Source organism: Caballeronia sp. INML2 (assembly GCF_023631365.1).
Taxonomy (GTDB): Bacteria; Pseudomonadota; Gammaproteobacteria; order Burkholderiales; family Burkholderiaceae; genus Caballeronia; species Caballeronia turbans.
Genome location: NZ_JALQDH010000023.1, coordinates 263463 through 290410 on the forward strand (window position 1 = coordinate 263463; position 26948 = coordinate 290410).

A 26948-nucleotide genomic window follows, 5' to 3' on the forward strand; every position below is an offset into this window, starting at 1 on the left:
TGGCGTGCTGCCAGGCATTTTCAGCTGAAAGCGCTTCTGCTTCTGCTTGCCTCTGCCCCGCTTCTTCTACCGGGCTCATCGGCCCGAGCAGGCAAGTTCGCCGCGCAAGTACCGATGAAAAGCCCAAAATCATATCGGCTTTATTCTTTCGAGTCAAATACTTAAGGGCGGACCTGCCGTCCGTCGTTTTTACACCCCTTTTTGCCGGATCCGCTCCATGTCCGAAGCTTTGAAAACGCCGCTGCGCCTCATTCTGGCGTCCAGTTCACCTTATCGGCGCGAGTTGCTCGAGCGCCTGCGCATTCCTTTCGATGTCGTCTCGCCGAATATCGACGAGATGCCGCTCGCCGGCGAGACCCCCGAGGCGACCGCCGTGCGGCTGTCGATCGCCAAGGCGCGTGCCGCGGCCGAGCGCATCGATGGCCACGGGGGCGGCGCGCTCGTGATCGGCTCCGACCAGGTGGCGACCTTCGACGGCAAGCAGATCGGCAAGCCCGGCACGCACGAAAAAGCCGTCGCACAGCTACAGGCGATGCGCGGCCGCAGCGTGGAATTTCATAGTGCGCTATGCCTGTTCGACAGCCGCACGGGCAACGCGCAATCCGCCGACGTCATCACACGCGTGCGGTTTCGCCGCTATTCAGACGCGCAGATAGAGACGTACTTGCGCGTAGAAACGCCATACGACTGCGCCGGCAGCGCGAAGGCCGAAGGCCTCGGCATCGCGCTTCTCGAAGCCATCGATTCGAACGATCCGACCGCGCTGATCGGTTTGCCGCTGATCGCGCTGACCGGCATGCTGGTGAACGCCGGATATCCGGTTCTGGGGGCGGCATGAGCGGCGTTCTGTATCTGATCCCGAATACGCTCGGCGAAGGCGACGCCGACGCGCTCGCGCACGTCCTGCCCGAACCGGTGCGCGCGCAGGCGGCTGCGCTCGCGTATTACATCGGAGAGAACGCGAAAACGACGCGCGCTTTTCTGAAAAAAGTGGGCACGCAGCGGCCGATTCAGGAAATCGACGTGCGCGAGCTGAATGTCAACACGCCGCCCGCCGACATCGACAAGCTTCTGGCGCCGATTCTGGCCGGCACCGACGCAGGTCTCGTCTCCGAAGCCGGCTGCCCTGCCGTAGCCGATCCCGGCGCGCTGCTCGTGCGGCGCGCGCATCAGCGCGGCGTGAAAGTCGTGCCGTTCGTCGGTCCGAGTTCGATTCTGCTTGCGTTGATGGCGTCGGGCATGAACGGCCAGAGCTTTGCGTTCAACGGCTATCTGCCCGTCGATGCCGGCGAGCGCGGCAAGCGGCTGCGCGAGCTGGAACAGCTATCGCGCAAAGCCAATCAGACGCAAATCTTCATCGAGACGCCCTATCGGAACCGCGCGATGCTCGACACGCTGATCGCGACCTGCGCGCCGTCGACGCTGATTTGCGTCGCCGTCGACTTGACGCTCCCGGGCGAAACCATCGTCACGCGCACCGCAGCCGACTGGAAGAAACAAACCGCGCCGGACCTGCACAAGCGTCCGGCGATTTTTCTGTTGCTCGCGTCGTAATCAGCGCAACTGTGGCTTGCCGCCGAGCGTGAGCGCGCGCACGGCGGCATCGCCGACCGAGGCGCCGAAGCGCTTCACGACACGCTCGCTGATGCTCTCCTTCTGCGTGTAATCGACGATATCCGGCTGCTTGACGATCTCGCGCGCCACGTAGCTGGCATCGCCGAAACCATCCGCGAGACCGAGCTCGACGCTTTTCTCGCCCGTCCAGAACATCCCGGAGAAGAGCTCCGGGTCGTCCTTCAGACGTTTCCCGCGTCCCAGCTTCACCGCGTCGATGAATTGCGTGTGGATCTGATCGAGCATCTCCTGTGCGTGCGCGTTCATGGCGGGCGATTCGGGCGAGAACGGATCGAACGCACCCTTGTTCGCGCCCGATGTGTGCATGCGGCGCTGGATGCCCAGCTTGTCCATCAGGCCGGTGAAGCCGAATCCGTCCATCAGCACGCCGATCGAGCCGACGATGCTCGCGCGATCGACGTAAATCTTGTCGGCCGCCGCCGCGACGTAATAGCCGCCCGAGGCGCACATGTCGTCGACGACCACGTACAGCGGCGTCTTCGGGTACTTCGTACGCAGCCGCCGGATCTCACCGTTGATGATGCCCGCCTGTACCGGACTGCCGCCCGGGCTGTTGATGCGCAGGATCACCCCCGCCGTGTTTTCGTCCTCGAACGCGCTCTGAAGCGCCCCGTCGATGTTGTCGGCGCTCGCATTGCTGTTCGCGGAGATTTCGCCTTGCAGGTCGATGAGCGCCGTGTGCTTGCCCGCCTTCGCGACGCGCTCGCCGGTGAAATCGAACACGCCCCACGCGATCAGCCCGATCACGCCAAGAAACACGAAGCGAAAGAAGATACGCCAGCGCCGCGCGGCGCGCTGCTCGCGGATGGCGGCAAGCGCGATGCGTTCGAGCGCGTCGCGCTCCCAATTGTCGTTGCCGCGCGGCGGAAGGTTGTCGGACATGCGTGATGAACGTGTTGAGAAGGGAATCAGGCGGGACGCAACGCGTCGTCAGGGAGCCAGAAGACCGCGCGGCCCTCCGGCGTATCGCGTTCCTCGACCGTCACGGGCCGAAGGCGCGCGCCGCGGCACGGACCGCCGACGCATTTTCCGGTGTCGGGTTCGTAGATCGCCCCGTGCGTCGCGCACATCAAGTATAGGCCCGAGCTTTCGAAGAACTGGCCCTCGTTCCAGTCGAGCTCCATCGGCACGTGTGCGCAGCGGTTCAGATAGCCGTGCGGCTTGCCGTCGTAGCGCACGAAGAAGACGACGGCGTCGCCGCTCGCCTCCGTTGCCGGAACGCGCACGCCCGCGCCGCCATCGACGAGTTCTTCCGCAGCGCACACGCGCACCGCATCCTGCGCGGGCGCCGTCATGCGTGCTCCCGCAGCCAGCCGGCCAGGGACGCAACGCTGTCGGCGCAAAACTGCGGCTTGAGCACCGCAAGCGAGTCCGCCGGATGCGCGCCGTACCCGACGCCGATGCCCGCGGCGCCCGCGTTGATCGCCATCTGCAGGTCGTGCGTGGTGTCGCCGATCATCACCGTGCGCGCGAGATCCTGGCCGAGTTCGCGCGTGAGTTCGTGAAGCATTGCGGGATGCGGTTTCGAGAATGTCTCGTCGGCGCAGCGCGTGCCGTCGAAGAGACTCGTGAGCCGCGATTCGTCGAGCGCGCGATTCAGTCCGACGCGGCTCTTGCCCGTCGCGACGCCGAGGAAATAGCCGAGGTCGCGCAATTCCTGCAACAACTCGCGCACGCCGTCGAAGAGCTCGGTCTTCTGGCCCATCGTCAGGAAATGGAAGCGGTAACGCTCGGCGAGGCGCGGGTAGTCGGACGGATCGAGCGTCGGCGCGCAAATCTGCAACGCGTCCTTCAGGCCCAGACCGATTACGTAGCTCGCGGACTCGTCGGCGGGAACCGGCAGGCCGAGATCGCGGCACGCCGCCTGAATGCTGCGCGTGATATGGGCGGTCGAATCCATCAGCGTGCCGTCCCAGTCGAAAACGATCAGATCGAATTGCTGCCGCGCCATTTAAGCTGGTTCTCCGTTTTTGAGTTGCTCGATGAAGCGCTTGCATTCGGCGGGCAGCGGCGCTTCAAACTGCAAAGGCTCGCCCGTTGCCGGATGGGTAATTTTCAGGCGATAGGCATGCAGGAACATGCGTTTGAGCGACGGCTTGGCGCTCGGACGGGCCAGTTCCTTGTTCAACGCGAAATCGCCGTACTTGGCGTCGCCCGCAATCGGCAGGCCGATGCTCGCCATATGCACGCGAATCTGATGCGTGCGGCCCGTCTTCAGTTCCGCCTCGACCCACGCGTAGCCGCGCCAGCGTTCGATCAGATTGAATACCGTGTGCGACGGCAGCCCGTTCTCCTCGACACGCACGCGCCGTTCGCCATCGGCCGCGACGTACTTGTGCAGCGGCGCCTTCACGATGCGTCTGCGGCCCCAATCGCTCTGCCAGTCGCCATAACCGAGCGCGTAATAGCGCTTGTCGATGCGATTCTCGCGGATCTGCTCGTGCAGGTTCACGAGCGCGGCACGTTTCTTCGCGAGCATGAGCACGCCGGAAGTTTCCCGATCCAGCCGATGCACCAGTTCGAGGAATTTCGCGTGCGGCCGTGCGTTGCGCAGTTGCTCGATCACGCCGAACGCGACACCGCTGCCGCCATGCACCGCGACGCCGCACGGCTTGTCGATGACGACCAAATGGTCATCCTCGAACAGGATCGGAAACTCGGCGGCCGGCGCGTTCGACGAAACCGGCGCCTCGTCCGGCTGCGCCGTGCGGATCGGCGGCACGCGCACGAGGTCGCCTAGTTCGAGCCGGTACGCCGCGTCGATGCGCCCCTTGTTCACGCGCACTTCGCCACTACGAAGAATGCGGTAGATATGGCTCTTGGGGACGCCCTTGCACACGCGCAGCAAAAAATTGTCGATTCGCTGACCCGCGGCGGTTTCGTCGACTTCAATCATCGAGACCTGTTCGCTTGCGACCTGTTTATGGGATGTTTTGCCTAACTCATTCATTCTGAATATAATTTGCGAGCAGCCTGAAAAAGTCGACGCTTAGGATCAAGCAGCGGCCGGAATTAATCAGACTGTACAGGTGCAAGCGATAAACCATCATTTTACTTGCGCCCAAGGTCGGTTGCTCACCCGGAAAATCGAGAGCGACGAGTTGCACGCACGGCGATATCACCGGCAGGGACGGAGCCCACAGGCGCGTTCGGTCGGGTCGATCGCCGACGGTAACGGATTTTTGGTCAAAAAGAATTTTATCGGCGAGAAGCGACGGCGCCCGGCAAGCAAATCCGGATGCCAGCCTGGATCGACCCTGCCATCGAGCGGGCGAAACAGACAAATCGAAGCTCGCCGGTTTTGCGAACAACTGCCGGCGAAAACCGCTGCTGCGCTGATTTCTGCGAAGCGCGGTAACGCCGCAAATGAGGCGAGACACACGGCCGCGCGCCGACGGGAGCAATCGGGCCCGCGGCCGCGACGGCGCGGCATGGCAGCAAGGAAGATCGGTCACGAAGCATCGCGCTGGTTTGTGCGAGACCGCTCGGCCCCGCAGCCGCCGTTGGGAGGAATCAGGCTCTTCGCAAGAGCGCGGGTTGGTTCGGCGCGTCCATTTTGAGACGCGGAACCGCAGCGCCGCCGTTCATCCTCGCCACGCGCCGCGCGACGCATCGAACGCCTCGCAGTCGCTTCGCAATGAGCCCCACGGCGCGGCCGCCCCATTCGGGCGCCGCAGCCTGCTTTCGGCAATTCTCCCGCCAGAAGTCCCGCTCCAGCGTGCTTTGTGACAACACACAAAAAGCGTGGCACGCCCACCCTCCCGCTTCGCGCGCGTGATGTTTGACGTCACTGACGCCGATTCGCACGACGAGGAAGGACGGAGCCGCTCTGGAGCCGTTTCATGAAACGCATGCTGTTTAACGCGACGCAGCAAGAAGAATTGCGCGTCGCCATCGTTGATGGGCAGAAGCTCATCGACATCGACATCGAAACTGCCGGGCGCGAACAGCGCAAAGGCAATATCTACAAGGGAGTCGTCACTCGCATCGAGCCGTCGCTCGAAGCCTGCTTCGTCAACTACGGCGAGGACCGCCACGGTTTTCTGCCGTTCAAGGAAGTCGCCCGCCAGTATTTCCGCGATGGCGTCGAGATGCGCTCCGCGCGCATCCAGGACGCGCTGCGCGAAGGCCAGGAACTCATCGTTCAGGTCGAGAAGGAAGAACGCGGCAACAAGGGCGCGGCCCTGACCACGTTCATTTCGCTGGCCGGCCGCTATCTCGTCCTGATGCCGAACAACCCGCGCGGCGGCGGCGTGTCGCGCCGGATCGAGGGCGACGAACGGCAGGAACTGCGCGAAACCATGGCGCAGCTCGAATTGCCCGAAGGCATGAGCATCATCGCGCGGACCGCCGGCATCGGCCGTTCGGCCGAAGAGCTCCAGTGGGACCTGAACTACCTGATGCAACTGTGGCGCGCGATCGAAGCCGCGTCGCAGAGCGGCGTCGCCGGCCAGCCGATGCTCATTTATCTCGAATCGAGCCTCGTGATCCGCGCGATCCGCGACTACTTCCAGCCGGACATCGGCGAAATTCTCATCGACACGACCGAAATTCATGATCAGGCGCGCGCCTTCATGGATATCGTGATGCCCGACAACCTGCAAAAGGTGAAGCGCTATCACGACGACGTACCGCTCTTCTCGCGCTTTCAGATCGAGCACCAGATCGAAACGGCGTACTCGCGCACGGTGCCGCTGCCCTCGGGCGGCGCGATCGTGATCGATCACACCGAGGCGCTCGTCGCCATCGACGTGAACTCGGCGCGGGCGACCAAGGGCGCGGACATCGAGGAAACCGCCACGCGCACCAACCTCGAAGCCGCCGATGAAGTCGCACGTCAGTTGCGTCTGCGCGATCTGGGCGGCCTGATCGTGATCGACTTCATCGACATGGAGTCGGCAAAGAGCCAGCGCGAAGTCGAGCAACGCCTGAAAGACGCGCTCAAGCACGACCGCGCACGCGTACAGATGGGCAAGATCTCGCGTTTCGGCCTGATGGAGCTGTCGCGCCAGCGTCTGCGTCCGGCGCTGTCCGAAGGCAGCCACGTGACCTGCCCGCGCTGTAACGGCACGGGTCATATCCGCGACACCGAATCGTCCGCGCTGCAAGTGCTGCGGATCATTCAGGAAGAAGCGATGAAGGAAAACACCGCGGCGATCCATTGCCAGGTGCCGGTCGAGGTGACCGCCTTCCTGCTCAACGAGAAGCGCTCGGAAATCAACAAGATCGAGTCGCGCTTCAAGGTCAACGTCGTCCTGATCCCGAACAAGCATCTCGAGACGCCGCACTACAAGCTGGAACGTCTGCGTCATGACGATGCTCGCCTCGACGAGCCGCGCGCGTCGTGGAAGATGGCCGTCGAAGCAGCGAGCGAACTGGAGTCGGAAACCGGCTACAGCAAGCGCACCGAAGAAGTGAAACCGAAGCAGGAAGCGGCCGTAAAGGGCATCACGCCCGAAAAGCCGGCGCCGAGCGCACCGGTCAAGCCCGCGCCCGTCGAAGCCGCGCCCGTGCAGGCCGCGGTGCCGGCGAGCGGCGGTTTCATCGCGTGGATCAAGAATCTGTTCGGTATTCAGCCGCAAGCGCAGCCCGCTCCGGCGCCCGTCGAAGCTGAGCCGGCCACGCGCGCTCCGCGCGAACGCGGCGAGCGCGCGGGCGGCGGAGATCGCAACCGCAACCGTCGTGGCGGCAGCGGCGCCGGGCGTGAAGGCGCAGCCGCAGGCGCTGCAACGGGTGGCAACGGTGCGGGCCGCCAGGGCGCGCGTCGTGAAGATCGCGAGGCGCGTGGCGGCCGCGAAGGACGTGAACTGCGGGAAGTCCGCGAGCCGCGCGAGGCTCGTGAACCGCGTGAGGCGCGCGAAACCCGCGAGCCGCGTGAAGCGCGTGAGCCGCGCGAAGCCCGCGATCGCAACGCGGAACGCGCCGCTCGTCCGGAAGCGACCGAGCGCCAGGAGCGCCGTGAGCGTCCCGACCGTGGCGAGCGTGTCGAACGCGGTGAGCGCACCGAACGCACCGAACGCGGTGAACGTCCTGATCGCGCGGAACGTGGCGAGCGCCGCAAGCCGCAACCGGAAGCCGCCGTCGAGGCGCTGACGCAGGGCGAAACGGTGCCGTCGGAGATCGTCGAAGCGGTGCAAGTCAATGTCGATGCGCAACAGGCCGGCATCGATGCCGCCGCCGAGCAGGCAGCCGCGCGTGAAGGTGAAGAGCGCCGCCGCCGTCGCCGTGGCCGCCGTGGCGGCCGCCGCGAGCGCGAAGAGGATGGCATGACGGTGAATCACGCAGCCGACGTCGCCGAGGCGGAAGGTTCGGCCGAAAGCGTCTCCGCGCAAGCCGGCGTATTCGACGCCGAAGCCGCGCAGGAAGCGGCCGCGCGTCGCGAAAGCCGGCCCGCCGCAGCTCAGCCGGTCGAGCAGGCGATCGAGCAGCCCGTCGCTCAGCCGGTCGAAGCCAAGGCGAAACCGCAAGAGCACGCGCCCGCCGCAGCAGAAGAAGCGCCGGTTGCCCGGACCATCGAAGCGGAGCCCTTCGAACTGAAGGCGCAGACGCCCGAGCCGGCCACGTTCGATCTCTTCGCCAAACCCGCTTCCGCGGCGATCGAGAACCCGTTCGGACCGACATCCAAGGTTGCCGAGACGACGACGGCCGATCCGTTCGCGTCTGCCGCGACGGAAGAGTCGAAGCCTGTCGAAGCGGCCCAGCGGGTCGAAACGGCGCCGGAGCCTGCCGAACCGGTAGCGGCTGAATCCGCCGAGGCAGCCGAGCCGGCGAAAACCGCCGCGGTCGCGCCGACGCCGGAGGCAACGATCGTCGAGCCGGTGAAGCCGGTCGAGAGCACGCAAGCGCAAGCCCCCGTGTCCGAGCAAGCGCCCGTCGCCGTCGTTGCGGAGCCGGTGAAGTCCGCCGCGCCGGCCGCGCCCGCGACGTCGACGCCGATCGCCGTCGAAACGCTCCAGCCGATGCTGGAGCGCGCGGGTCTCGTCTGGGTCAACACCGACGAAGGCAAGCTGCGCGAGGCGAACGCCGCTGCCGCACGCGAGCCGGCTGCGGTGCGCGTGCCGCGCGAGCGCAAGGCGCTCCCGCCTGCCGACACCACGCCGATGCAGCAAGTGGAAACCAGCAAGCACGTCCACTAAGCGCGCGTGAGCCGGTTTGCTTCGGCGAACCGGCAAAAGCAGAAAAACGCCATCGATTCCGTCGATGGCGTTTTTTTTCGCCCCGCCAAAAGCCGGACCGCGGGAAAACCGCGACCTCGGGTCGGTGCGTGTGAACGCCCGGTTCCGCTAAAATGAGACGTTACAACCGTCATTCGAACAAGGCCGCAGTGGCCGATCCGAGCCGAGTCATCATGTCCCGACGCATCATTCCTCTCGCCGATATCAGCGCGATTCCGGATTTCTCCGGAGCGGCGACGTCGCCGGCCGGACTGCTCACGGACACGCTCGCGCGCCCGCTGCGCGACCTGCGCATTTCGGTGACGGACCGCTGCAACTTCCGCTGCGTGTACTGCATGCCGCGCGATGTGTTCGACAAGGACTACCAGTTCCTTCCCCACGCCGCCCTGCTCTCGTTCGAGGAGATCGAGCGCCTCGCTCGCGTGTTCGTCGCGCACGGCGTCGAGAAGATTCGCCTGACGGGCGGCGAGCCGCTCCTGCGCAAGAACATCGAATTTCTGATCGAGCGGCTCGCGCTTCTGCGCACGCCGGAAGGCCGCCCGCTCGATCTGACCCTGACCACGAACGGCTCGCTGCTCGCGCGCAAGGCCCGGTCTCTGAACGACGCGGGCTTGTCACGCGTCACGGTGAGTCTGGACGCTCTGGACGATGCACTCTTTCGCCGCATGAACGACGCCGATTTCGCGGTCGCCGACGTGCTGAACGGCATCGAAGCGGCGCAGGCCGCCGGGCTTGATCCGATCAAGGTGAACATGGTCGTGAAGCGGGGCACGAACGATCAGGAAATCGTGCCGATGGCGCGTCATTTCAAAAACAGCGGCACGGTTCTGCGCTTCATCGAATACATGGATGTCGGTGCGTCGAACGGCTGGAACATGAGCGAAGTGCTGCCGTCGGCGCAAGTGGTCGAGCGCATCGACGCGCATTTCCCGCTCGAACCGCTCGAAGCGCATACGGCCGCCGAAACGGCGCAGCGCTGGGGCTATCGCGACGGCAGCGGCGAAATCGGCGTGATTTCCAGCGTCACGCGAGCCTTTTGCGACTCCTGCACGCGCGCGCGGCTCTCGACCGAAGGCAAGCTCTACCTTTGTCTTTTCGCGGTGTCGGGCCACGACCTGCGTGGGCTCATCCGCGGCGGCGCGAGCGACGAGGAAGTGGCGACGGCCATCGCGCGCATCTGGGAAGCGCGCGGCGACCGCTATTCGCAATTGCGCGGCAGCACGTCGGCACCGTCGCGCGAGGATGCGCGTCGCGTCGAGATGTCGTACATCGGCGGCTGAGCGGCGCTCGCTCGTGCTGAACGCTCACTCCTCATCGAATGTCACCGCCCTCGTCCTCGCGGGCGGACGCGGCTCGCGCATGGGCGGCGTCGACAAAGGCATGCAGCCGTTTCGCGGCGAGCCGCTCGCACTGCATGTCATGCGCCGTATCGCGCCTCAGGCGGGCGCGCTGCTGATCAGCGCAAACCGTTCCATCGAAGACTACGAGCGCCTGGGGGCGGCGTTCGGCGCGCGCGTCATTCCGGACGCGCGGGCGGAATATCCCGGTCCGCTCGCCGGCATCGCCGCCGCACTACGCGGCGCGACCACCGAATACGTCTTGACCGCGCCTTGCGACGCGCCTTTCGTCGATGAACATATCGGCGCCGCATTGATGCAGGCGCTCGAGACGCACGGCGGCGACATCGCGTACGCCGCAACGGTCGATGGATCCGGACAAGTCATGGCGCACCCGGTTTTCGCACTTCTGCGCACCTCGCTCGCCGACGATCTCGACGCCTCGCTCGACCAGGGAGAGCGCAAGGTCCGCGCGTGGTACGCGCGCCACAAGGCGATGGAAGTCCGATTTCACGATGAACGCGCGTTTTACAATATCAACGATTTACAGCAGCTGGCCGAGCTGGAACGCCGCTGACTCTCACGTCCGCCATTGCGGCAATCCGCGTTCGGGCGTTCAATCACCGCGCGGCCTCGTGGCTGCTTCTTCGCCGGGTTCCGGCGCGATCCACGCGATTCATGACCACGTCCAAGGAACTCTCCGCCTGCGTCGCCCAGTACGATCCAGACGCGCTTCCCGTCGAAGCCGCGCAGGAAATCGTGCGTCAATGGGCCATGCCGCGCATGCGCGACGCGCAGGTCGAACGCGTTGGTCTCTATGACGCGCTCGGACGCGTGCTCGCCCATGACGTGGTTTCGCCCATCGACGTACCTGCGTTCGACAATTCCGCGATGGACGGCTATGCGTTCGCGAGCGAGGCGCTCTTGCGCGGCAGCGACACGCTCGATTTGTCCGTCGCGGGCGCGGCGCTCGCCGGACGGCCTTTCGAAAGCACGCCGGGTGCGGACCAATGCGTGCGCATCATGACGGGCGCGCTCATTCCGGCGGGCTGCGACACCGTCGTGCCACAGGAGCTCGTCACGCGCGAGGGCGACGCGATCCGCTTCTCCACCGCAAAAATCCGCGCGGGCCAGAACCGGCGCCTCTCGGGCGAGGATCTCGCGAAGGGCGAACCGGCACTGCTCGCGGGCCGCATCGTGCGCGCATCGGATCTCGGCCTGCTCGCGTCGCTCGGCATCGGCGAAGTGTCCGTGCGCAAGCGTCTCACCGCCGCCTTCTTTTCGACGGGCGACGAATTGCGCTCGGTCGGCGAAACGCTGAGCCCGGGCAGCCTCTACGACAGCAACCGCTACACGCTCTTCGCGATGCTCAAGCGACTCGGCGTAGAAACGGTCGATCTCGGCATCGTGCGCGACGATCGGGCATCGCTCGAGAAGGCGCTGCGCCATGCGACCGAAAGCGCGGATGTCGTCATCAGTTCGGGCGGCGTGTCCGTCGGTGACGCGGACTTCACGCGCGAACTGATGAACTCGCTCGGCGACGTCGCCTTCTGGAAGATCGCGATGCGCCCCGGCCGGCCGCTCGCGTTCGGTCGCCTGTGGTCGGGCGAGCGCGCGGGCACGGGCAAGTCGGCGCTCTTCTTCGGCCTGCCGGGCAATCCGGTTGCCGTGATGGCGACGTTCTACTTCATCGTGCGCGAAGCGTTGCTTGCAATGTCGGGCGCGACGCGCCAGCCGCTCACGGTCATCCGCGCGATCGCCGCCGAGCCGATGAAGAAACGCGCGGGCCGCACGGAGTTCCAGCGCGGCATCGCAACGCGTGGCGACGACGGCCGCTTTCGCGCCGTCACCACGGGCCCGCAGGGTTCCGGCGTGCTCAGCTCGATGAGCGAAGCCAACTGCTTCATCGTGCTGGAGCACGCGCGCGGCGACATCGACATCGGCGACGAAGTCGAGATCGTGCCATTTGACGGTCTGATCTGACGCACGCCGCAACGAACGTCGCCAGCACAAACATTCCTACATCGATAGACGGGGCTTTCCTTCCATGAAAAAGCAGATCTCATTCATTGCACCCGGACAGACCGCCAAGGCGCTGATCCTCGTGTACCTGACCTTCAGCGTGCCGATCGTGCTGCTCGGCGTCGTGGTCGCGTTCGTGCGATACGGCTCGGTGGAAGTGAGCACCGTCACGAGCGCGCTGCTGCTCAACGCGATTCTCGGCTTCATCCTGCTGTGGATCGCCTGCCACGCGTACAACTGGGTGGCGTCGCGTTTCGGCGGCATCGAGATCGTGCTGTCCGATGCGCCGGAGGAAGCGTGAGTACCGCGAACGGGAATGTCACGATCCGCGCGGCCACGCCCGCCGACGTCGCCGCGATCTTCGGCTTGATGTACGAGCTCGCGGAGTTCGAGAAGCTCACGCATCTGTTCATCGCAACCAAGGAAGGCGTTCACGAGGCCCTCTTCGGCGCGCGTCCCGCTGCCGAAGCGCTCGTCGCGGAGCAGGAAGGTGAAGTCGTGAGTTACGCGCTCTTCTTCCAGAACTTCTCCACGTTCCTCGGCAAACGCGGCCTCTATCTCGAAGACCTGTACGTGCGCCCGTCGATGCGCGGCAGCGGTCTCGGTACGCTGATGCTGAAGAAGCTCGCCGCGCTCGCTGTCGAGCGCCAATGCGGCCGCTTCGAGTGGTCGGTGCTCGACTGGAACCAAAACGCCATCGACTTCTACGAGAAGATGGGCGCGACGGTGCTGCCCGACTGGCGCATCGTGCGTGTGACGGGCGAGCCGCTCGAACGCCTCGCCCAGTAGGTCACATGTCGTCGTCGCTTTCGGGCGATGACGCATCACCCAACAGCCCCGCCGCCTGTTCTCCCGGCAACGCCTCGACATCGCGCAGGCGCTTGCCCATCTGCCGTGTGCGCGTCTGCGCCGCTTCGATCGAGCGCGTGACGGTTTCGAGTTGCGACTTCGTTCTTGCCAGCACTTCGCCGAACTTGCCGAATTCCGTCTTCACCGCCCCGAGCACCTGCCACACTTCGCTCGAACGCTTCTCGATGGCGAGCGTGCGAAATCCCATCTGCAAACTATTGAGAAGCGCGGTCAACGTAGTCGGTCCAGCGATGGTCACCCGATAATCGCGCTGCAGCGAATCGCTCAGGCCCGGGCGCCGCAACACTTCGGCGTAGAGTCCTTCGGTCGGCAAAAAGAGCAGCGCGAAGTCCGTGGTGTGCGGCGGCGCGACGTACTTTTGCGCGATCGACTTCGCTTCCGCGCGCAAACGGCCTTCGAGCGCGCGCGACGCGTCCTCGACGCCGGCCAGGTCCGCCCGCTCCTGCGCGTCGATCAGACGCTCGTAATCCTCACGGGGAAACTTCGCGTCGATGGGCAACCACACGGGCGTCGCGGCATCGCCCGGGGCGCCAGGCGCATCGTGACGGCCCGGCAGTCTGATCGCGAACTCGACGCGCTCGTTGCTCGTCGGAATCGTCGCGACGTTCTTCGCGTACTGGTCCGGCGTCAGCAATTGCTCCAGCAGCGATTCGAGCTGCACTTCGCCCCAGATGCCGCGCGTCTTGACGTTGGTGAGCACCTTCTTGAGATCCCCGACACCGGCGGCGAGCGTCTGCATTTCGCCGAGGCCGCGATGCACCTGCTCCAGCCTGTCCGACACGAGCTTGAACGATTCGCCGAGGCGCTGTTCGAGCGTTGCGTGCAGCTTTTCGTCGACCGTTCGGCGCATCTCGTCGAGCTTCGTCGCGTTGTTGGCCTCGATGTCCTTCAGACGCGCTTCGAGGGTCGCACGCACTTCGCCGAGTCGCCGCTCGTTTGCCTCCGATAGCTGCGAGAGATGCAGCGACATCGAATCGGCGAAGCGCTTCAGCGCGTTGCCCTGATCCTCGCGCGCCTGCTGGCTTTGTTGCGCGAGTTGCTGCGCGAGCGCGTCGAACTGCGCGTTCTGCACGCTCGACGTGCTCGCCAGTTGCGTCGCGAGCGTCTGATGGAATTGCGTGAAGCCGCTTTGCGATTCCATACGCGACACGCGCGCGCTCTCGGCAATGTCGCCTCGCAGACCACGTTCGAGCCGTTCTTGCGCGCGCGCATGCGCCTCGCCCATATCGTTTACACGATCGGTGAGCGCCTCGAACTCATCGTAAATGTGCGCATTGGAATTACGCCGCATCGCGACGATGAGCGCGATGAGCGACACGACCAGCGCGATCGCCAGCGAAGCGACAGCGCCATACAACAATTCCGTCATTTCTTCAGCACTTCCGGATTGATCGGGTTGGGCGGATTTCCGGCTTGCGGCCCTTCGCCGAGCGCGGCAATGAGATTGTCCGCCGCGAGATTGGCCATCGCGCGGCGCGTGCCCTCGGTCGCGCTCGCGATGTGCGGCGTGAGCACCACGTTATCGAGCAGCAGGAAATCCGGGTTGAAGTCCGGCTCTCCCTCGAATACGTCGATGCCCGCCGCCGCGATGCGCTTGTCGCGCAATGCGACGATCAACGCCGCATCGTCGACGATGCCGCCGCGCGCGATATTCGTGAGGGTCGCCGTGGGCTTCATCAGCGCGAGCTCGGCCGCACCGATCGTGTGATGGCTCTCCTTCGTGTACGGCAAGACAAGTACGACATGATCTGCGCGCCTGAGCAGGTCTTCCTTCGACGCATATTCGGCGTTCAGCTGCGCCTCGATGTCGGGCGCGACGCGCGAACGGTTGTGATAGATCACGCGCATGTCGAAGCCGCGCGCCCGCCGCGCGAGCGCCTGGCCGATCCGTCCCATGCCGATCACGCCGAGCGTCGATCCGTACACATCGGCGCCGAGAAACGAGTCGAACGACCACTTCTGCCACTTGCCCGCGCGCAGATAGTGCTCGGATTCGGTGACACGGCGGGCAGCCGCCATCATCAGCGCCCAGCCGAAATCGGCGGTGGTCTCGTTCAGCACGTTCGGTGTATTCGTGCCGAGAACCTTGTGCGCGTCGAACGCCTTCATGTCGAAATTGTTGTAGCCGACCGCCATGTTCGAGACGACTTTCAGGTTCGGTGCACCCGCCAGTTCCTTCTCGCCCACCCATTCGCCCGCGGTGAATGCGCCGTCCTTGTCGGCAATACGGCGCGCAAACTCTTCCTGCGGGAGGACGTCGCCGAGGTTCACGTCGACATCGAAATACTGTTTCAGGCGCTCGATCACATCAGGAAAGGTGGGACGCGCGACAAGTACCTTCTTCATCGATTGCTCCTAGAAAAATAGCCAACCCAGAACGGCAAAAATCGGCAGGAGGACCGCGCCCGACCATGCGATATAGCCGAAGAAACTCGGCATGCGCACGCCGCGCGATTCGGCGATCGCCTTCACCATGAAATTCGGCGCGTTGCCGATATACGTGTTCGCACCCATGAAGACAGCGCCCGCGGAGATGGCGGCGAGCGTGGTGGCGTCGGTGGTCATGAGCGTGCGTGCGTCACCACCCGCGAGATTGAAGAACACGAGGTAGGTCGGCGCGTTGTCGAGAAACGAGGACAGCAGCCCCGTCGCCCAGAAATAGGCGATGTCGATCGGCTTGCCGTGCGCATCCGACACCGCGTGCACGATGCCCGCGAATGCGCCCGCCTCGCCCGCGCGCAGGATCGTGATGACGGGCGCGATCGTGATGAAGATGGCCGCGAACAGCTTCGCGACCTCCTCGATGGGCGCCCAGTCGAATGCGTTGCCCGCGCGCGCGCGCTTGGGCGTGAGCGCGAGCGAGGCCAGCAGTACGGCCATGAGCAGCACGTCGCGCACGAGATTTTGCAATTTCACTTCGGTGCCGAACACGTCGAACGCGATGCCGGGTTTCCATAAGCCGCTCATCAACACGAGCGCAACGATCACCGCGAGCAGCGCGAAGTTGACTTTGCCGTCGATGCCGAGCGGCGGGGTATCGGGCGTCGGATCCAGAAACGCAGGCCGCGCGTCGTGCCGGCGCCAGTAGTAGCTGTCGAGCACATGGAACACGACGAGCAGCACGCCGCAGACGAAGAGCATCGGCAGCGCGAGATGCACTGTCGTCCAGAAGAAGCCGACGCCGTTCAGAAAGCCGAGGAAGAGCGGCGGATCGCCGAGCGGCGTGAGCGAGCCGCCCGCATTCGCGACGAGAAAAATGAAGAACACGACGACATGCACGACGTGCTTGCGATTGTCGTTCGCGCGCAAGAGCGGGCGGATCAGCAGCATGGCCGCGCCGGTCGTGCCCATGATGCTCGCAAGCGCGGCGCCGAGCGCGAGCAGCCCGGTATTGAGACGCGCCGAGCCGTGCAGATTGCCGCGCACGCAGATGCCGCCCGCCACCGTATAAAGCGACGCCAGCAGGACGATGAACGGCACGTATTCTTCGAGCAGGGCGTGAACCAGTACGCTCCCCGCCGTGCCGGGACCGAACGCGAGCGCGAACGGCGCGAGAAACGCGACGGTCCACGCGGCCGCGATCTTGCCGAAGTGGTGATGCCAGAGTTTCGGTGCGACAAGCGGAAACACCGCGATGGAAAGCAGGATGCCGATGAACGGGATGCCCCACGTTGCAGGAAGCGTTGCGCCATCGGGCGCTGCCGCGAAGGCTGGCGCCGCGGTCAGCGCCAGCCCGGCGCAGACCGCGCCGGAAAGAAAATGCCGCATCGGATCAGGCTCCGCGCACGATGATCACATGCACGCGATACGGCCCATGCGCACCGAGCACGATGGTCTGTTCGATATCCCCCGTGCGCGACGGCCCCGACACGAAGTTCACCGCCCGCGGCAACTCGCCCCTTTCGGCGCGCATCAACGCGAACGCGTCTTCGTGCGCCGCCACGATGCGCGACGCCGGCACGATCGCGATATGCGTCTGAGGCAGAAGCGCGCCCGATGCGGGGGTATCGGCGCCCGAAAGCAGCACGAGCGAACCGGTTTCGGCCGTTGCGCAAAAACAGCCGGTGATGCCGACGAGATCGGCGTCGGCTGGCTTGCGCAGCGCCGCTTGAATGCCCGCTTGCGCCCAAGGCAGAGCGCCTAGCGCGGGCCACGCGACGACATCGACGGGAAGATTCAGCGATTGCAGATAGCGCGCGGCCTCGGCGGGCGCATCCGCGAGCGATTCGACGTTGGCGACCGTCGTGGAAAGACGCTCGGCTTCGAGCCTGAAGCGCGCGATCAGCTCATCACGGTTCTGAGGCAGCGGAGGACGCGGACCCGCAGGATGCCGCTCGACATACTCCTGCGCCGCCTCGCGCTCGGCTTCCGTAGGCGTGCCGCGACGGCGCTGCGCGCTGCGAATGCGCATGAGAATATTGCGGCGCGCGGCCGATGTATCCATGGTGCCGTCCTCTGTCTGGCGTGCTTGAGATTCGTGCGCGCCGGACTGATCGACGACGCGTTCGAATTATAGCGAGCGACGTTCGCGCACGAACCTCGGCCGAACGGCATAGGCCGAATGCACGAATGCGGGGCCGTCAGTCTTCGCCCACCGGCTGCGCAATGCCGAACACCTGACGCAGATAGGCGAGATACGCCTTGTCGTCGCACATGTTCTTGCCGGGCGAATCCGACAGCTTGGCGACCGGCTGGCCGTTGCAGCGGACCATCTTGATGACGATCTGCAGCGGCTGATAGCCGAGATCGTTGGTGAGATTCGTACCGACGCCGAAGGCGAGCTGGCAGCGCCCGCGGAACCGCTCGTAGAGTTGCAGCACCTTGGGGATGTCGAGCGCGTCGGAGAACACGAGCACCTTGGTGCGCGGGTCGCAGCGGTTCTCCTCGTAATGCCTGAGAAGACGCTCGCCCCAGTCGAAGGGATCGCCCGAATCGTGACGCGCGCCGTCGAACAGCTTGCAGAAGTACATGTCGAAGTCACGCAGGAACGCCTTCATGCCGTAGACATCCGACAGCGCGATGCCGAGATCGCCGCGATATTCCTTCGCCCACATCTCGAAGCCGAAAATCTGCGAGTCGCGCAGACGCGGACCCAGCGCCTGACACGCCTGCAAGTATTCGTGCGCCATCGTGCCCAAGGGACGCAGGCCGTGCTTCATCGCATAGAAGCAGTTGCTCGTGCCGGCGAACTGCGCGCCGAGCTTGTCCTTCAACGTCAGCACGACTTCCTCGTGCCACTGTCCCGAGAAGCGGCGGCGCGTGCCGTAATCGGCGATCTTGCAATCGGAATATTCAGGCGGCGTGGCGAGCAGCTTGATTTTGTCGCGCAGACGCTCGCGGCCGGTTTCGTACTCGGGCTTACGCTGCGTGTTGCGGAAATAGACCTCGTTGACGATCGCGAGCACCGGAATTTCGAAGAGAATCGTGTGCAGCCAGGGCCCTTCGATCTCGATGTCGATCTCGCCATTTTTCTTCGGCGACGGCGCGATGCGAATGGACTTCTCGTTCAGATGAAAGAGCGCGAGGAAATCGATGAAGTCGCTTTTGATGAAGCGCATGCGCCGCAGATAATCCAGTTCCTCTTCCTTGAAGCGCAGATTGCAGAGCTGGCGCACTTCATCGCGAATCTCGTCGATGTACGGCACGAGATCCACATTCGGCGTGCGGCAGCGAAAGCGATATTCGACATGCGCGGCGGGAAAGTGATGCAGGACGACCTGCATCATCGTGAACTTGTAGAGGTCGGTATCGAGCAGCGAATTGATGATCATGGTTCTGATGGAACATCCACGCGGGTTGGCCATGCGCTCGGCCTTCTGCCGACGCCAGGCCTTGTGCCTTTGGGGCCATGTTACCCGAATGCGCGCAACGGCATGCCAGTGCTCGGTCCTTTTACGAAGCGGCGCATACATACATCACGAATCGATATAAAGGGCGCTGCGTACGGCTCGCGCCCGTTTTTACCGTTACGCTACAATATGCGTTTCGGCACGCGCACCGCCCGGCCCATGTAGCCGCCCAGGGCGCGGCCCCCACGAATTTCGCATGCAGGAGCCCGAATGACTCACGTTGTGACCGAAAGCTGCATCAAGTGCAAGTACACCGATTGCGTGGACGTGTGCCCGGTGGATTGCTTCCGCGAAGGTCCCAACTTTCTCGCGATCGATCCGGACGAGTGCATCGACTGCGCCGTGTGCGTGGCCGAGTGCCCGGTGAACGCGATCTACGCCGAAGAAGACGTGCCCGGGGACCAGCAGCACTTCACAGAACTGAACGCTGAACTGGCGCGTAACTGGCCGAGCATTACCAAGACGAAGGGATCGCTTCCCGAGGCGGACGAGTTCAAGGACGTCAAGGACAAGCTGAATCTGCTCGAGCGTTGATTCGCGCGCCAGAGCGAATGTTTCGATCCAATTGAAAAAATTGGTTATTGAGTGAAGATTGGGCGTTGACACGATAATCTTGGCCCCCTATACTTTCGCTTCTCTGCTGTAGATGTTCCCCGATAGCTCAGTCGGTAGAGCGCCGGACTGTTAATCCGTAGGTCCCTGGTTCGAGCCCAGGTCGGGGAGCCAAATACTCCAGCAAGTCGGTTTCAAAAAAACCCAGTCAATCGGCTGGGTTTTTTATCTCAGTTGCACATGTTTAAGTTGTTCCCCGATAGCTCAGTCGGTAGAGCGCCGGACTGTTAATCCGTAGGTCCCTGGTTCGAGCCCAGGTCGGGGAGCCAAGCGCTTCAGCCAAAAAGCCCAGTCACGCAACTGGGCTTTTTGCTTTTTGGCCCCGCCTTTCGCGCGCCCAACGCCAGCCTGCCGTCCAGGCCGGATTTGTGTAGCCGTTTGTGCGCGAAGGAGCAATAAATGCGCTGGCTGGTGTTGGCGATCTTTATTGCTTGTGCGGCTTACATACACGGGCGCGGCAAGATCCGGCACGGGTTCTTCCGACAGCTTTCAGATCATTCGACGTTTATGTCGGCGCTAAACGGCTTCATCCATCTGTTCTGGCGCGTGCCGTCGTCGCACTACCTGCAATCCACGTTCTTTCCCGAACTCGCCCGATCAGGGCGCATTGGAAAGCGATACGCGCCGAGGCCATCGCACTGCTCGACGCGAACAAGATCCAGGCGGCCGCCAAATACAACGATATTGGCTTCAATTCACTTTTCCGGCGCGGCTGGCGGCGCTGCTATTTGAAGCGGGGTCAGCGACCGCACCGGCGGATTGAACCGCGCGTTCAAGTATTTGTATTCGATCCGGCTCGTCGGCCAAGCGATTGAAAGCGTGGAACCGGACCGTCTATTACCTCGTGAAATGGCTGGCCTTCGGCGGGATCGCCGTCGCGATCTTCTGGAAGCGCTGACGCTTCATGCAAGCCACACGACGGTCAGCGAGCGCACGCCTTGTGCGCCGCGAATCAGCACGCCTTCGATATCCGCCGTCGCCGACGGTCCCGTGACGAGCACCGCATAGCGCGCCGATTTGAAATCGGGCCGTCGATACACCTGCTGCAAGCCTTCGACGAGCAGCGCGGGATCGAGCAGCACGACGAGATGCTGCGAAAGATAGCCGATCGAGTTCACGACATACTCTTGCTCGCTGAACCACACCGAGCCTGTTTCGGCGACGCCGAAGCGCCCTCTCACGACGCCCACATCGACATCCTGGAGCGACGCGGGCAGCGTATCGGGCGACAGCGGTCGCGTGCCGTCGATGCCCGGCACCGCCGACGCGATCACCTTCGCATTCGGAAAGCGAGACGCGATCAGCGCAGTCACATCGCCCAACTCGGCGGCGTCGACGCACGTGCCGCCCATCGCGGTCAGCGCCGCCGTGAAACGCGCCTTGAGATCGCCTTCGGGTGCCGGAAAAATCGGCACATCGGGACGCGGACGTGATGCAGGCTGCGCCGCGCGGATCTTCGACAAAAAAGCTTCGCGAGTCGTCATTTTTCGAGCTTCCGGTTCTTCTTGTACCACTCATGAAAAGTCTCGGCGGGCGCTTCGGGCAGATCGCGCTGACGTCCCCAGATGTTGAGCGGGTTGTAGAGCACGAAGTTGGGCAGGCGCTTCAGCGCGCCGCCGAGCGATGCGACCGTCGCGCGATAGAGCGTCGGACTCGCGAGCAGGCGCCCCGCCATCTTCAGGACTTCCTGCTTAACGAACGGCACTTCGTGTTTCTCCGCGATCACCTCGCGCCACTTGTAGATCTGCTCGTGAATGTTGACCTTCACCGGGCAGACGTTGGTGCAACTGCCGTTCATCGTCGAGGCGAACGGGAGGGCGCTATAGCGCTTCAGATCGTGAGTCGGATTGATGATCGCGCCAATCGGCCCGGAGTACGTTCCGCCATAAGAAAGCCCGCCGCTGCGCCGATACACCGGACACGTATTCATGCACGCGCCGCAGCGGATGCATTTGAGCGAATACCAGAAATCGTCCATCGCGAGCCGCTCGGAGCGGCCGTTGTCGACGAGGATGAAGTGCATCTCCGTGCCCGGACGAGGCTCTCGAAAGTGCGACGTGTATTGGGTGATCGGCGAACCCAGCGCGCTGCGCGACAGCATGCGCACGAACACGCCGAGATCGGCGATCGTCGGAATGATCTTCTCGATGCCGATCGACGCGATATGCAGCGGCGGCACGTTCGCCGACAAATCCGCGTTGCCTTCGTTCGTGCACACGACGACGGTGCCCGTTTCCGCCACCGCGAAGTTGCAGCCGGTCATGCCCGCCGTCTTCTCGCGCACGAAGTACGGCCGCGTGTTCATGCGCTGGCTTTCGGCGAGATAGTGAATGTCGCTGTTCTTCGGATCGGTGCCGATGGTCTTGCCGAATAGCTCGGCCACATCCGCGCGCAGCTTGTGCACCGCCGGCACGACCATATGGCTCGGGTCCTGATGATCGAGCTGCTGGATACGCTCGCCGAGATCGGTTTCCATTACCGTGATGCCGCGCGGCTCGAGATAGTCGCGCATGTAGCACTCGTCGGTGAGCATCGACTTGCTCTTGACGAGCGAGGTCATGCCGCGCTCGCTCATCAGCTTGTGGACGAGTTCGTTGTGCTCCTGCGCATCGGCCGCGAAATGCACGACGACGCCGTTCTTCCCGGCCTGATCGACGAACTGCGCGATGTAATCGGCGAGATTGGAAAGCGTGTGCTCTTTGATCTGCGACGCGAGATCGCGCATCGTCTCCCATTCGGGGATGCCGTGCGCCTGCGCGTCGCGCTTGCTGCGCAAATCCCACAGACGCTTGTCGTGGAACGCGACGTGATCCGGCTTTTGCAGGAACGCGCCCGCCGCCTTCGCGTGATCGATGCGAACGGTTTTGCTCATGCGCGGACTCCGTTCAGAACCTGCGCGATATGAATGAATTTGGCATCGGCTTTCATGCGCTCCGCGCAGCCTTGCTGATGCATGAGACACGACATGTCGCCCGAAACGATGTACTCCGCGCCCGCCCCGATGTGATCGCGCACCTTGTCCTGACCCATGCGCACGGACACGGCCTCTTCGGTGACCGAGAACGTGCCGCCGAACCCGCAGCATTCATCGGGACGCGCGAGCGTGACGAACTCGATGCCTTTCACGCCTTCGAGCAGCGCGCGCGGCTTCGAAAACGGCGCGCCCGCGACTTCCGAGTTCGATGTCTCACGCAGATGCCGCACCGCGCTGCAACTGTTGTGCAGCCCGACCTTGTGCGGAAACTCGGCCCACGGAAACTCGCGCACCTTCAGCACGTCATGCAGGAATTCGACGAGCTCGTACGTGTTGCGACGAACCTTTTCGACCGCGCTCGTCTGCTCGATCGCGGTGAAATGTTCGCGGACATGATGCACGCAGCTCGCCGACGGCCCGACCACATAGTCGTAGTCGGCGAAATTGCGCGCGAAGACGCGCTCGGCGCCCGCGGCGTCCTTGTGTGCGCCGCTATTGGCCATCGGCTGACCGCAGCACGTCTGATCCGGCGGATAGTCGACGTCCACGCCGAGCCGCTCGAGCAGTTCCAGCGTGGCGATGCCGACTTGCGGGTAGAACGCGTCGATGAAACAGGGGACGAACAGGGCAACTTTCATGAGGTCCGATCGTGGGTTGGACAATCGTTTTGGTAAGCTTGGTCTGACCAAGACTTTAATGAGATGCCTCTTTCGTGTCAAACTCGGACTTCCTCCAGCTTTCATCCGGCATAAACATCCAACGATGAGTTTTCAGCCCGTCCATGCGCATTCGTACGCCCGTGTGCGCCTCTCCGATGTCGTGTCCGGCCAGATTCGCGAACTGATCTCGAACGGCACGCTCTTGCCCGGCCAGCGCCTGCCCGCGGAGCGCGATCTGGCGGAGCAGTTGAACGTCTCACGACCGTCGCTGCGCGAGGCGCTGATCCGGCTGGAATCGGACGGCTTCATTCGCGCGGCGGGACGCGGCGGTTTCGTCGTGTCTGACGTGACGGCGCCCCTCGTGTCGCATCCGCTCGCGGCGCTGCTCGAGCAGCAACCGAACGCGAGCGCCGACGTGCTGGAACTGCGCCACGGCCTCGAAACGCTGTCCACCGCTTATGCCGCCGAGCGCGCCACCGACGCTGATATCGCGCGCATCGCTGCCGCGTTCGACGCGCTTCAGACCGCCGTCGCCGACAAAAGCACGCGCATCGCGGAAAAGGACGCCGCCTTCCATCTCGCAATCGCCGATGCGACGCACAACGTGGCGCTGACGCACGTGATGCACGGTCTCAACGAACTGGTCCGCGAATCGATGCTGACCTCGCACCGCCTCGTCGATTACGACGACGAAGTCGAAGCGAACCTGATGACGCAGCATCGCGCGATTTTCGATGCGATCGTCGCGCGCGATCCGGCGCGGGCGCGCGAGTGCGCGGGCGCGCATCTCGATTACGTGCGCACGCTTTACGCGGGCTTCGCGGCGAAGCGCAATCACGTCGCCTGAGCGAATCGCCTTACGAATCTGTAAGCATCGAGAAAGTCCTGATAGGACAGCACCTACACGTATATCGGACATGCACCGCTAACGTGCGCCGGCCTTCCTCGCGATACTGGAATCGTCATTAACGACATGCGAAGGAGAACGACATGCCTTACCTACTCGGATGGTTGCTCGGCGTACCGGTCGTGGTGCTGGTGATCCTGTATCTGATCTTTCATTGACCGCATGCAAGCGCGAGATGCATTGAAGAGCCAAGGGCGTCGATACAATACGACGCCCTTTCTCTTTTCCGAAGGATGACGATGAAACGCTCCGTCGTTGCGCTCGCCGCAGCGCTCGCCACTCTCTGCGGCGCGGGCCTCGCGCACGCGGAGGAAATCGCGAGCGTCAACACCAATTTCCGTTTCACCGGCTCGGACCGCGTGAGCGTCGAGGCTTATGACGATCCGCTCGTTCAGGGCGTGACCTGTTATGTGTCCCGCGCCCGCACGGGCGGCGTGAAGGGCACGCTCGGCATCGCGGAAGATCCGACCGAAGCATCGATCGCCTGCCGCCAGGTCGGGCCGATCAGGTTCGCCCAGCCGCTCAAGCTGAAAACCGATGTCTTCTCGGCCGGCATGTCCTTCATCTTCAAGACGCTGCACGTGGTGCGCATCGTCGACGCGAAGCGCAACACGCTCGTCTATCTGACATATAGCGACCGCATCGCGACCGGCAGCCCGAAGAACAGCGTGACGGCCGTACCGGTGCCCGAGGGCACGACCATACCGGTGAAGTGATGCGCAACTGTCCGGCCGGGCGGAAAGCAAGGTTGTAAACTGAGCGATTCCGCCTGCCCCAGCAATCCCGAACGATGAACGCCGACCATTTCCGCAATGCCGCACGCTACTGGCGATCTCCGCTCGTGCCGGACGCGGACATGGTGACCGCCGAATACTACGATCACGAATTCTCGCCGCACTGGCACGACGCCTACACGGTGCCCGTCATCGAAGCCGGCGCGGAATGCTACGACTATCGCGGCACGCATCACGTCGCCGAAGCCGGCTCGGTGCCGGTGATCAATCCCGGCGAAGTGCATACCGGCGCGCGGGCCGTCGATGCGGGGTGGCGCTATCGCGTGTTCTATCTGCCGGTGCCGTTCGTCGAAGGCCTCGCGCGGGCTATGTCCGGGCGGCATGAATCGGCGCCCTGGTTCTCCGACGACATCATCCGCGATCCCGATCTCGCGCGGCGCCTGGTCGTCGCGCATCGCCTGCTGGAAACCGGCGCGGATCCGCTCGCCGCGGAACTCGCGCTCGTCGATGCCGTGACGACGCTGCTCGGCCGCCACGCCCGCGAGCGCCCGGGCATCGCGCCGCCCGCCGCCGACGCGCATCGCGTCACGACGATGAAATCCCGCCTCGCCGACGATCTGCTCGAACCGGTCACGCTCGCCGAACTCGCGCAGACGGTCGGCCTCTCGACCTTTCACGCGGCGCGTCTCTTCACGCGCGAAACCGGTCTTGCGCCGCACGCATGGCGCAACCAGTTGCGTATCGTGCGGGCGTTGCCGGCGTTGCGCGCGGGCGCCTCCGTGACCGACGTCGCAGCGGCGAGCGGCTTCACCGACCAGAGTCATTTCACGCGCCATTTCAAGCGCACGTTCGGCGTGCCGCCCGGCCGCTGGCGCTGAGCTTCCGGCCAGCCAGGAAAGCGCAAGAACGTACAAGCATGTCGAGCGGCGTCTTGCGTATCCTCGCTTCCATAGGAGGAAATCTTGAAAGCAACACCCGCTCAACGTTCCACACAAACGTCCGGCCATGCGCTGCGCGAATTCGCGGCCGGCGCGCGCGACACCATTCCGATGATGATCGGCGCCGCGCCCTTCGGCGTGATCTTCGGCACGCTCGTCACCGCAAGTCCGCTCACGCTCTGGCATGGCCAGTTGATGTCGCTCGCGGTGTTCGCGGGGTCCGCGCAGTTCATCGCGGTCGGCCTGATCGCGTCTCACGCGAGCTTCGCCGTCGTCTGGGCGACGACGCTCGTCGTCAATCTGCGTCACGTCCTCTATTCGGCGACACTCGCGCCGTATGTCGCGCATCTTCCGCGGCGCTGGCGCTGGGCGCTCGCGGGCTTCCTGACCGACGAAGTCTTCGCCGTCGCCTACGCGCACTATCAGAAGCGCGCGCCGGGCGAAACCGGCCCGCATTACTTCTTCGGCTCCGGCGTCTCGATGTATCTGAACTGGCAGTTGTGGACACTCGTCGGCCTGGTGTTCGGCGCGGCGTTTCCCGGTCTGAAATCGCTCGGCCTCGACTTCGCGATGGTCGCGACGTTCATCGCGATCATCGTGCCGCAACTGGTCGCCGTGCGTTTCGTCGCGGCGGCGCTCGCATCGGGCGTGTTGTCGTTCGCGTGGCAGGGCTGGCCATACAAGCTCGGGCTGCTCGCGGCGGTGTTCGTGGGCGTCGCGGTCGGCATGGTGCTCACGCTGATGGAAAACCGGCCGCACGCGAAGCATCGCCTGAAGAACGCCAAGGAGCGCACGCAATGAACTACATCACGTTGATCCTCGGCATGGCGCTGGTCACGTACACGATCCGCGCCGCCGTGTTCGTGCTGGGCGAGCGCCTGCCGTTTCCGCCGATCGTGCGCACCGCGCTTTCGTACGTGCCGGTGACGGTGCTCACGGCGATCATCGTGCCGATGACCGTCTCGCCGCACGGCAACGAGGCCGAGATCACCTGGCGTAATCCGCAGCTCGTGGCGGCGATCGTGGCGGTCATCGTCTGCGCGCTCACCAAACGGCCGCTTTTAACGATTGCCGTGTCGCTGGCGGTGTTCTTCGTCTGGCAGTTCGCCGTGCTGCGCTAAATGTTTTCCGCCGCTCAACCGTCAATCAGCCGCTAAACGGCTTTCAAAAAGCCTCGAAAAATCCTCAAGTTCCCGGAAAGCGCGCCGATATCAGAAACGAATGGACTCCGCCCCG

The 26948-nt window shown here is 64.1% G+C and carries 27 protein-coding genes, 2 tRNA genes and 1 pseudogene; 17 read left to right on the top strand and 13 right to left on the bottom strand.

What is annotated here, in order from left to right; translation table 11 throughout:
* Positions 1–217 precede the first annotated feature (217 nt).
* Both NCT32_RS09705 and NCT32_RS09710 read left to right on the top strand, forming a co-directional pair.
* Complete coding sequence (locus tag NCT32_RS09705) at positions 218–838, top strand: Maf-like protein (protein ID WP_061120536.1); 621 nt, start codon at positions 218–220, stop codon at positions 836–838.
* Positions 835–1554 (top strand): SAM-dependent methyltransferase, encoded by a 720-nt coding sequence (locus NCT32_RS09710; RefSeq protein ID WP_061120535.1) that lies wholly within the window; start codon positions 835–837, stop codon positions 1552–1554. The genes NCT32_RS09705 and NCT32_RS09710 overlap by 4 nt, the downstream gene beginning before the upstream one ends.
* Here NCT32_RS09710 and NCT32_RS09715 read toward each other — a convergent pair whose 3' ends face one another.
* The 5 genes from NCT32_RS09715 to NCT32_RS09735 are packed head-to-tail and all read right to left on the bottom strand — an operon-like array spanning position 1555 to position 5090.
* Complete coding sequence (locus NCT32_RS09715; RefSeq protein ID WP_061120534.1) at positions 1555–2517, bottom strand: S49 family peptidase; 963 nt, start codon at positions 2515–2517, stop codon at positions 1555–1557.
* Positions 2518–2543: 26 nt separating this feature from the next.
* Positions 2544–2930: a Rieske 2Fe-2S domain-containing protein gene (locus NCT32_RS09720; protein WP_061120533.1), complete on the bottom strand. Its 387-nt coding sequence runs from the start codon at positions 2928–2930 to the stop codon at positions 2544–2546.
* Positions 2927–3586, bottom strand: coding sequence for an HAD-IA family hydrolase (locus NCT32_RS09725; protein ID WP_061120532.1), 660 nt, complete (start codon positions 3584–3586; stop codon positions 2927–2929). Before NCT32_RS09725 ends, NCT32_RS09720 begins: the two co-directional genes overlap by 4 nt.
* Complete coding sequence (locus NCT32_RS09730) at positions 3587–4585, bottom strand: RluA family pseudouridine synthase (protein WP_086961424.1); 999 nt, start codon at positions 4583–4585, stop codon at positions 3587–3589.
* Positions 4578–5090, bottom strand: a complete 513-nt coding sequence (locus NCT32_RS09735) for a hypothetical protein (RefSeq protein WP_143756391.1) — start codon at positions 5088–5090, stop codon at positions 4578–4580. Before NCT32_RS09735 ends, NCT32_RS09730 begins: the two co-directional genes overlap by 8 nt.
* 387 nt (positions 5091–5477) lie before the next feature.
* Between NCT32_RS09735 and NCT32_RS09740 the strand changes: the two genes are divergently transcribed.
* The 6 genes from NCT32_RS09740 to NCT32_RS09765 all read left to right on the top strand — a co-directional run bounded on the left by NCT32_RS09740 (position 5478) and on the right by NCT32_RS09765 (position 12958).
* Positions 5478–8771, top strand: coding sequence for an Rne/Rng family ribonuclease (locus NCT32_RS09740; RefSeq protein WP_061120530.1), 3294 nt, complete (start codon positions 5478–5480; stop codon positions 8769–8771).
* Positions 8772–8983: 212 nt separating this feature from the next.
* A complete protein-coding gene (gene moaA / locus NCT32_RS09745) occupies positions 8984–10090 on the top strand; it encodes a GTP 3',8-cyclase MoaA (RefSeq protein WP_061120562.1) in 1107 nt (368 codons plus the stop codon).
* Positions 10091–10103: 13 nt separating this feature from the next.
* Positions 10104–10724, top strand: a complete 621-nt coding sequence (mobA, locus tag NCT32_RS09750) for a molybdenum cofactor guanylyltransferase MobA (protein WP_061120563.1) — start codon at positions 10104–10106, stop codon at positions 10722–10724.
* A 101-nt stretch (positions 10725–10825) separates the two neighbouring features.
* Positions 10826–12130 (top strand): gephyrin-like molybdotransferase Glp, encoded by a 1305-nt coding sequence (gene glp, locus NCT32_RS09755; RefSeq protein WP_061120529.1) that lies wholly within the window; start codon positions 10826–10828, stop codon positions 12128–12130.
* 64 nt (positions 12131–12194) lie between these two features.
* On the top strand, positions 12195–12470 hold the full coding sequence (locus tag NCT32_RS09760) for a hypothetical protein (RefSeq protein ID WP_008342276.1): 276 nt from the start codon (positions 12195–12197) through the stop codon (positions 12468–12470).
* Positions 12471–12538: 68 nt separating this feature from the next.
* Positions 12539–12958 carry a GNAT family N-acetyltransferase gene (locus NCT32_RS09765; protein ID WP_061120561.1) on the top strand — a complete coding sequence of 140 codons (420 nt, stop codon included), beginning with the start codon at positions 12539–12541 and terminating at the stop codon, positions 12956–12958.
* 1 nt (position 12959) lies between these two features.
* Here the strand turns inward: NCT32_RS09765 and NCT32_RS09770 are convergent, their stop codons facing one another.
* The 5 genes from NCT32_RS09770 to pncB form a co-directional block, all read right to left on the bottom strand.
* The gene (locus NCT32_RS09770; RefSeq protein WP_061120528.1) at positions 12960–14408 is read right to left on the bottom strand and encodes a DNA recombination protein RmuC; all 1449 of its coding nucleotides are present in this window, start codon (positions 14406–14408) and stop codon (positions 12960–12962) included.
* The gene (locus tag NCT32_RS09775; protein WP_061120527.1) at positions 14405–15385 is read right to left on the bottom strand and encodes a D-glycerate dehydrogenase; all 981 of its coding nucleotides are present in this window, start codon (positions 15383–15385) and stop codon (positions 14405–14407) included. Before NCT32_RS09775 ends, NCT32_RS09770 begins: the two co-directional genes overlap by 4 nt.
* A 9-nt stretch (positions 15386–15394) precedes the next feature.
* Entirely contained in the window at positions 15395–16807 is a 1413-nt protein-coding gene (locus tag NCT32_RS09780; protein ID WP_061120526.1) for a sodium:proton antiporter, read from the bottom strand.
* A gap of 4 nt (positions 16808–16811) precedes the next feature.
* On the bottom strand, positions 16812–17483 hold the full coding sequence (locus tag NCT32_RS09785) for a lactate utilization protein C (RefSeq protein ID WP_061120525.1): 672 nt from the start codon (positions 17481–17483) through the stop codon (positions 16812–16814).
* Between the two features lie 136 nt (positions 17484–17619).
* Entirely contained in the window at positions 17620–18810 is a 1191-nt protein-coding gene (pncB, locus tag NCT32_RS09790; RefSeq protein ID WP_061120524.1) for a nicotinate phosphoribosyltransferase, read from the bottom strand.
* Positions 18811–19098: 288 nt separating this feature from the next.
* On the opposite strand from pncB, the gene fdxA reads away from it, so the two are divergent.
* The 4 genes and pseudogenes from fdxA to NCT32_RS09810 all read left to right on the top strand — a co-directional run bounded on the left by fdxA (position 19099) and on the right by NCT32_RS09810 (position 20398).
* The gene (fdxA, locus tag NCT32_RS09795) at positions 19099–19422 is read left to right on the top strand and encodes a ferredoxin FdxA (RefSeq protein WP_061120523.1); all 324 of its coding nucleotides are present in this window, start codon (positions 19099–19101) and stop codon (positions 19420–19422) included.
* A gap of 116 nt (positions 19423–19538) precedes the next feature.
* Positions 19539–19614, top strand: a tRNA-Asn gene (locus NCT32_RS09800).
* A 79-nt stretch (positions 19615–19693) separates the two neighbouring features.
* A tRNA-Asn gene (locus tag NCT32_RS09805) sits at positions 19694–19769 on the top strand.
* 130 nt (positions 19770–19899) lie between these two features.
* Positions 19900–20398: pseudogene (locus NCT32_RS09810) on the top strand (hypothetical protein).
* A gap of 4 nt (positions 20399–20402) precedes the next feature.
* Here NCT32_RS09810 and NCT32_RS09815 read toward each other — a convergent pair.
* From NCT32_RS09815 to NCT32_RS09825, 3 genes are read right to left on the bottom strand one after another with little or no spacing between them, the layout of a single operon-like run.
* The gene (locus tag NCT32_RS09815) at positions 20403–20984 is read right to left on the bottom strand and encodes an LUD domain-containing protein (protein ID WP_061120522.1); all 582 of its coding nucleotides are present in this window, start codon (positions 20982–20984) and stop codon (positions 20403–20405) included.
* A complete protein-coding gene (locus NCT32_RS09820) occupies positions 20981–22372 on the bottom strand; it encodes a lactate utilization protein B (RefSeq protein ID WP_061120521.1) in 1392 nt (463 codons plus the stop codon). The genes NCT32_RS09815 and NCT32_RS09820 overlap by 4 nt, the downstream gene beginning before the upstream one ends.
* Positions 22369–23112: a (Fe-S)-binding protein gene (locus NCT32_RS09825; RefSeq protein WP_061120520.1), complete on the bottom strand. Its 744-nt coding sequence runs from the start codon at positions 23110–23112 to the stop codon at positions 22369–22371. The genes NCT32_RS09820 and NCT32_RS09825 overlap by 4 nt, the downstream gene beginning before the upstream one ends.
* Positions 23113–23236: 124 nt before the next feature.
* On the opposite strand from NCT32_RS09825, the gene NCT32_RS09830 reads away from it, so the two are divergent.
* The 5 genes from NCT32_RS09830 (at position 23237) to NCT32_RS09850 (ending at position 26833) form a co-directional block, all read left to right on the top strand.
* Entirely contained in the window at positions 23237–23980 is a 744-nt protein-coding gene (locus tag NCT32_RS09830; RefSeq protein ID WP_061120519.1) for a FadR/GntR family transcriptional regulator, read from the top strand.
* 299 nt (positions 23981–24279) lie between these two features.
* Positions 24280–24756 carry a CreA family protein gene (locus NCT32_RS09835; protein WP_061120560.1) on the top strand — a complete coding sequence of 159 codons (477 nt, stop codon included), beginning with the start codon at positions 24280–24282 and terminating at the stop codon, positions 24754–24756.
* A 74-nt stretch (positions 24757–24830) separates the two neighbouring features.
* Positions 24831–25652 (top strand): AraC family transcriptional regulator, encoded by an 822-nt coding sequence (locus tag NCT32_RS09840; protein ID WP_061120518.1) that lies wholly within the window; start codon positions 24831–24833, stop codon positions 25650–25652.
* 171 nt (positions 25653–25823) lie between these two features.
* Entirely contained in the window at positions 25824–26513 is a 690-nt protein-coding gene (locus NCT32_RS09845) for an AzlC family ABC transporter permease (protein WP_250476925.1), read from the top strand.
* Entirely contained in the window at positions 26510–26833 is a 324-nt protein-coding gene (locus NCT32_RS09850; protein WP_061120516.1) for an AzlD domain-containing protein, read from the top strand. The genes NCT32_RS09845 and NCT32_RS09850 overlap by 4 nt, the downstream gene beginning before the upstream one ends.
* The last annotated feature ends 115 nt before the right edge of the window (positions 26834–26948 follow it).

What these genes read in the sequence shown, in the direction of transcription:
- NCT32_RS09720 (WP_061120533.1), bottom strand. Translation starts at nt 2,930, where the DNA reads ATGACGGCGCCCGCGCAGGATGCGGTGCGCGTGTGCGCTGCGGAAGAA.
- NCT32_RS09815 (WP_061120522.1), bottom strand. Translation starts at nt 20,984, where the DNA reads ATGACGACTCGCGAAGCTTTTTTGTCGAAGATCCGCGCGGCGCAGCCT.
- pncB (WP_061120524.1), bottom strand. Translation starts at nt 18,810, where the DNA reads ATGATCATCAATTCGCTGCTCGATACCGACCTCTACAAGTTCACGATG.
- NCT32_RS09765 (WP_061120561.1), top strand. Translation starts at nt 12,539, where the DNA reads ATGTACGAGCTCGCGGAGTTCGAGAAGCTCACGCATCTGTTCATCGCA.
- NCT32_RS09775 (WP_061120527.1), bottom strand. Translation starts at nt 15,385, where the DNA reads ATGAAGAAGGTACTTGTCGCGCGTCCCACCTTTCCTGATGTGATCGAG.
- NCT32_RS09785 (WP_061120525.1), bottom strand. Translation starts at nt 17,483, where the DNA reads ATGGATACATCGGCCGCGCGCCGCAATATTCTCATGCGCATTCGCAGC.
- NCT32_RS09710 (WP_061120535.1), top strand. Translation starts at nt 835, where the DNA reads ATGAGCGGCGTTCTGTATCTGATCCCGAATACGCTCGGCGAAGGCGAC.
- NCT32_RS09705 (WP_061120536.1), top strand. Translation starts at nt 218, where the DNA reads ATGTCCGAAGCTTTGAAAACGCCGCTGCGCCTCATTCTGGCGTCCAGT.
- glp (WP_061120529.1), top strand. Translation starts at nt 10,826, where the DNA reads ATGACCACGTCCAAGGAACTCTCCGCCTGCGTCGCCCAGTACGATCCA.
- moaA (WP_061120562.1), top strand. Translation starts at nt 8,984, where the DNA reads ATGTCCCGACGCATCATTCCTCTCGCCGATATCAGCGCGATTCCGGAT.
- NCT32_RS09835 (WP_061120560.1), top strand. Translation starts at nt 24,280, where the DNA reads ATGAAACGCTCCGTCGTTGCGCTCGCCGCAGCGCTCGCCACTCTCTGC.
- NCT32_RS09850 (WP_061120516.1), top strand. Translation starts at nt 26,510, where the DNA reads ATGAACTACATCACGTTGATCCTCGGCATGGCGCTGGTCACGTACACG.
- NCT32_RS09780 (WP_061120526.1), bottom strand. Translation starts at nt 16,807, where the DNA reads ATGCGGCATTTTCTTTCCGGCGCGGTCTGCGCCGGGCTGGCGCTGACC.
- NCT32_RS09825 (WP_061120520.1), bottom strand. Translation starts at nt 23,112, where the DNA reads ATGAAAGTTGCCCTGTTCGTCCCCTGTTTCATCGACGCGTTCTACCCG.
- NCT32_RS09845 (WP_250476925.1), top strand. Translation starts at nt 25,824, where the DNA reads ATGATGATCGGCGCCGCGCCCTTCGGCGTGATCTTCGGCACGCTCGTC.
- NCT32_RS09740 (WP_061120530.1), top strand. Translation starts at nt 5,478, where the DNA reads ATGAAACGCATGCTGTTTAACGCGACGCAGCAAGAAGAATTGCGCGTC.
- NCT32_RS09820 (WP_061120521.1), bottom strand. Translation starts at nt 22,372, where the DNA reads ATGAGCAAAACCGTTCGCATCGATCACGCGAAGGCGGCGGGCGCGTTC.
- fdxA (WP_061120523.1), top strand. Translation starts at nt 19,099, where the DNA reads ATGACTCACGTTGTGACCGAAAGCTGCATCAAGTGCAAGTACACCGAT.
- NCT32_RS09715 (WP_061120534.1), bottom strand. Translation starts at nt 2,517, where the DNA reads ATGTCCGACAACCTTCCGCCGCGCGGCAACGACAATTGGGAGCGCGAC.
- NCT32_RS09840 (WP_061120518.1), top strand. Translation starts at nt 24,831, where the DNA reads ATGAACGCCGACCATTTCCGCAATGCCGCACGCTACTGGCGATCTCCG.
- NCT32_RS09730 (WP_086961424.1), bottom strand. Translation starts at nt 4,585, where the DNA reads ATGAATGAGTTAGGCAAAACATCCCATAAACAGGTCGCAAGCGAACAG.
- NCT32_RS09760 (WP_008342276.1), top strand. Translation starts at nt 12,195, where the DNA reads ATGAAAAAGCAGATCTCATTCATTGCACCCGGACAGACCGCCAAGGCG.
- NCT32_RS09830 (WP_061120519.1), top strand. Translation starts at nt 23,237, where the DNA reads ATGAGTTTTCAGCCCGTCCATGCGCATTCGTACGCCCGTGTGCGCCTC.
- NCT32_RS09770 (WP_061120528.1), bottom strand. Translation starts at nt 14,408, where the DNA reads ATGACGGAATTGTTGTATGGCGCTGTCGCTTCGCTGGCGATCGCGCTG.
- NCT32_RS09725 (WP_061120532.1), bottom strand. Translation starts at nt 3,586, where the DNA reads ATGGCGCGGCAGCAATTCGATCTGATCGTTTTCGACTGGGACGGCACG.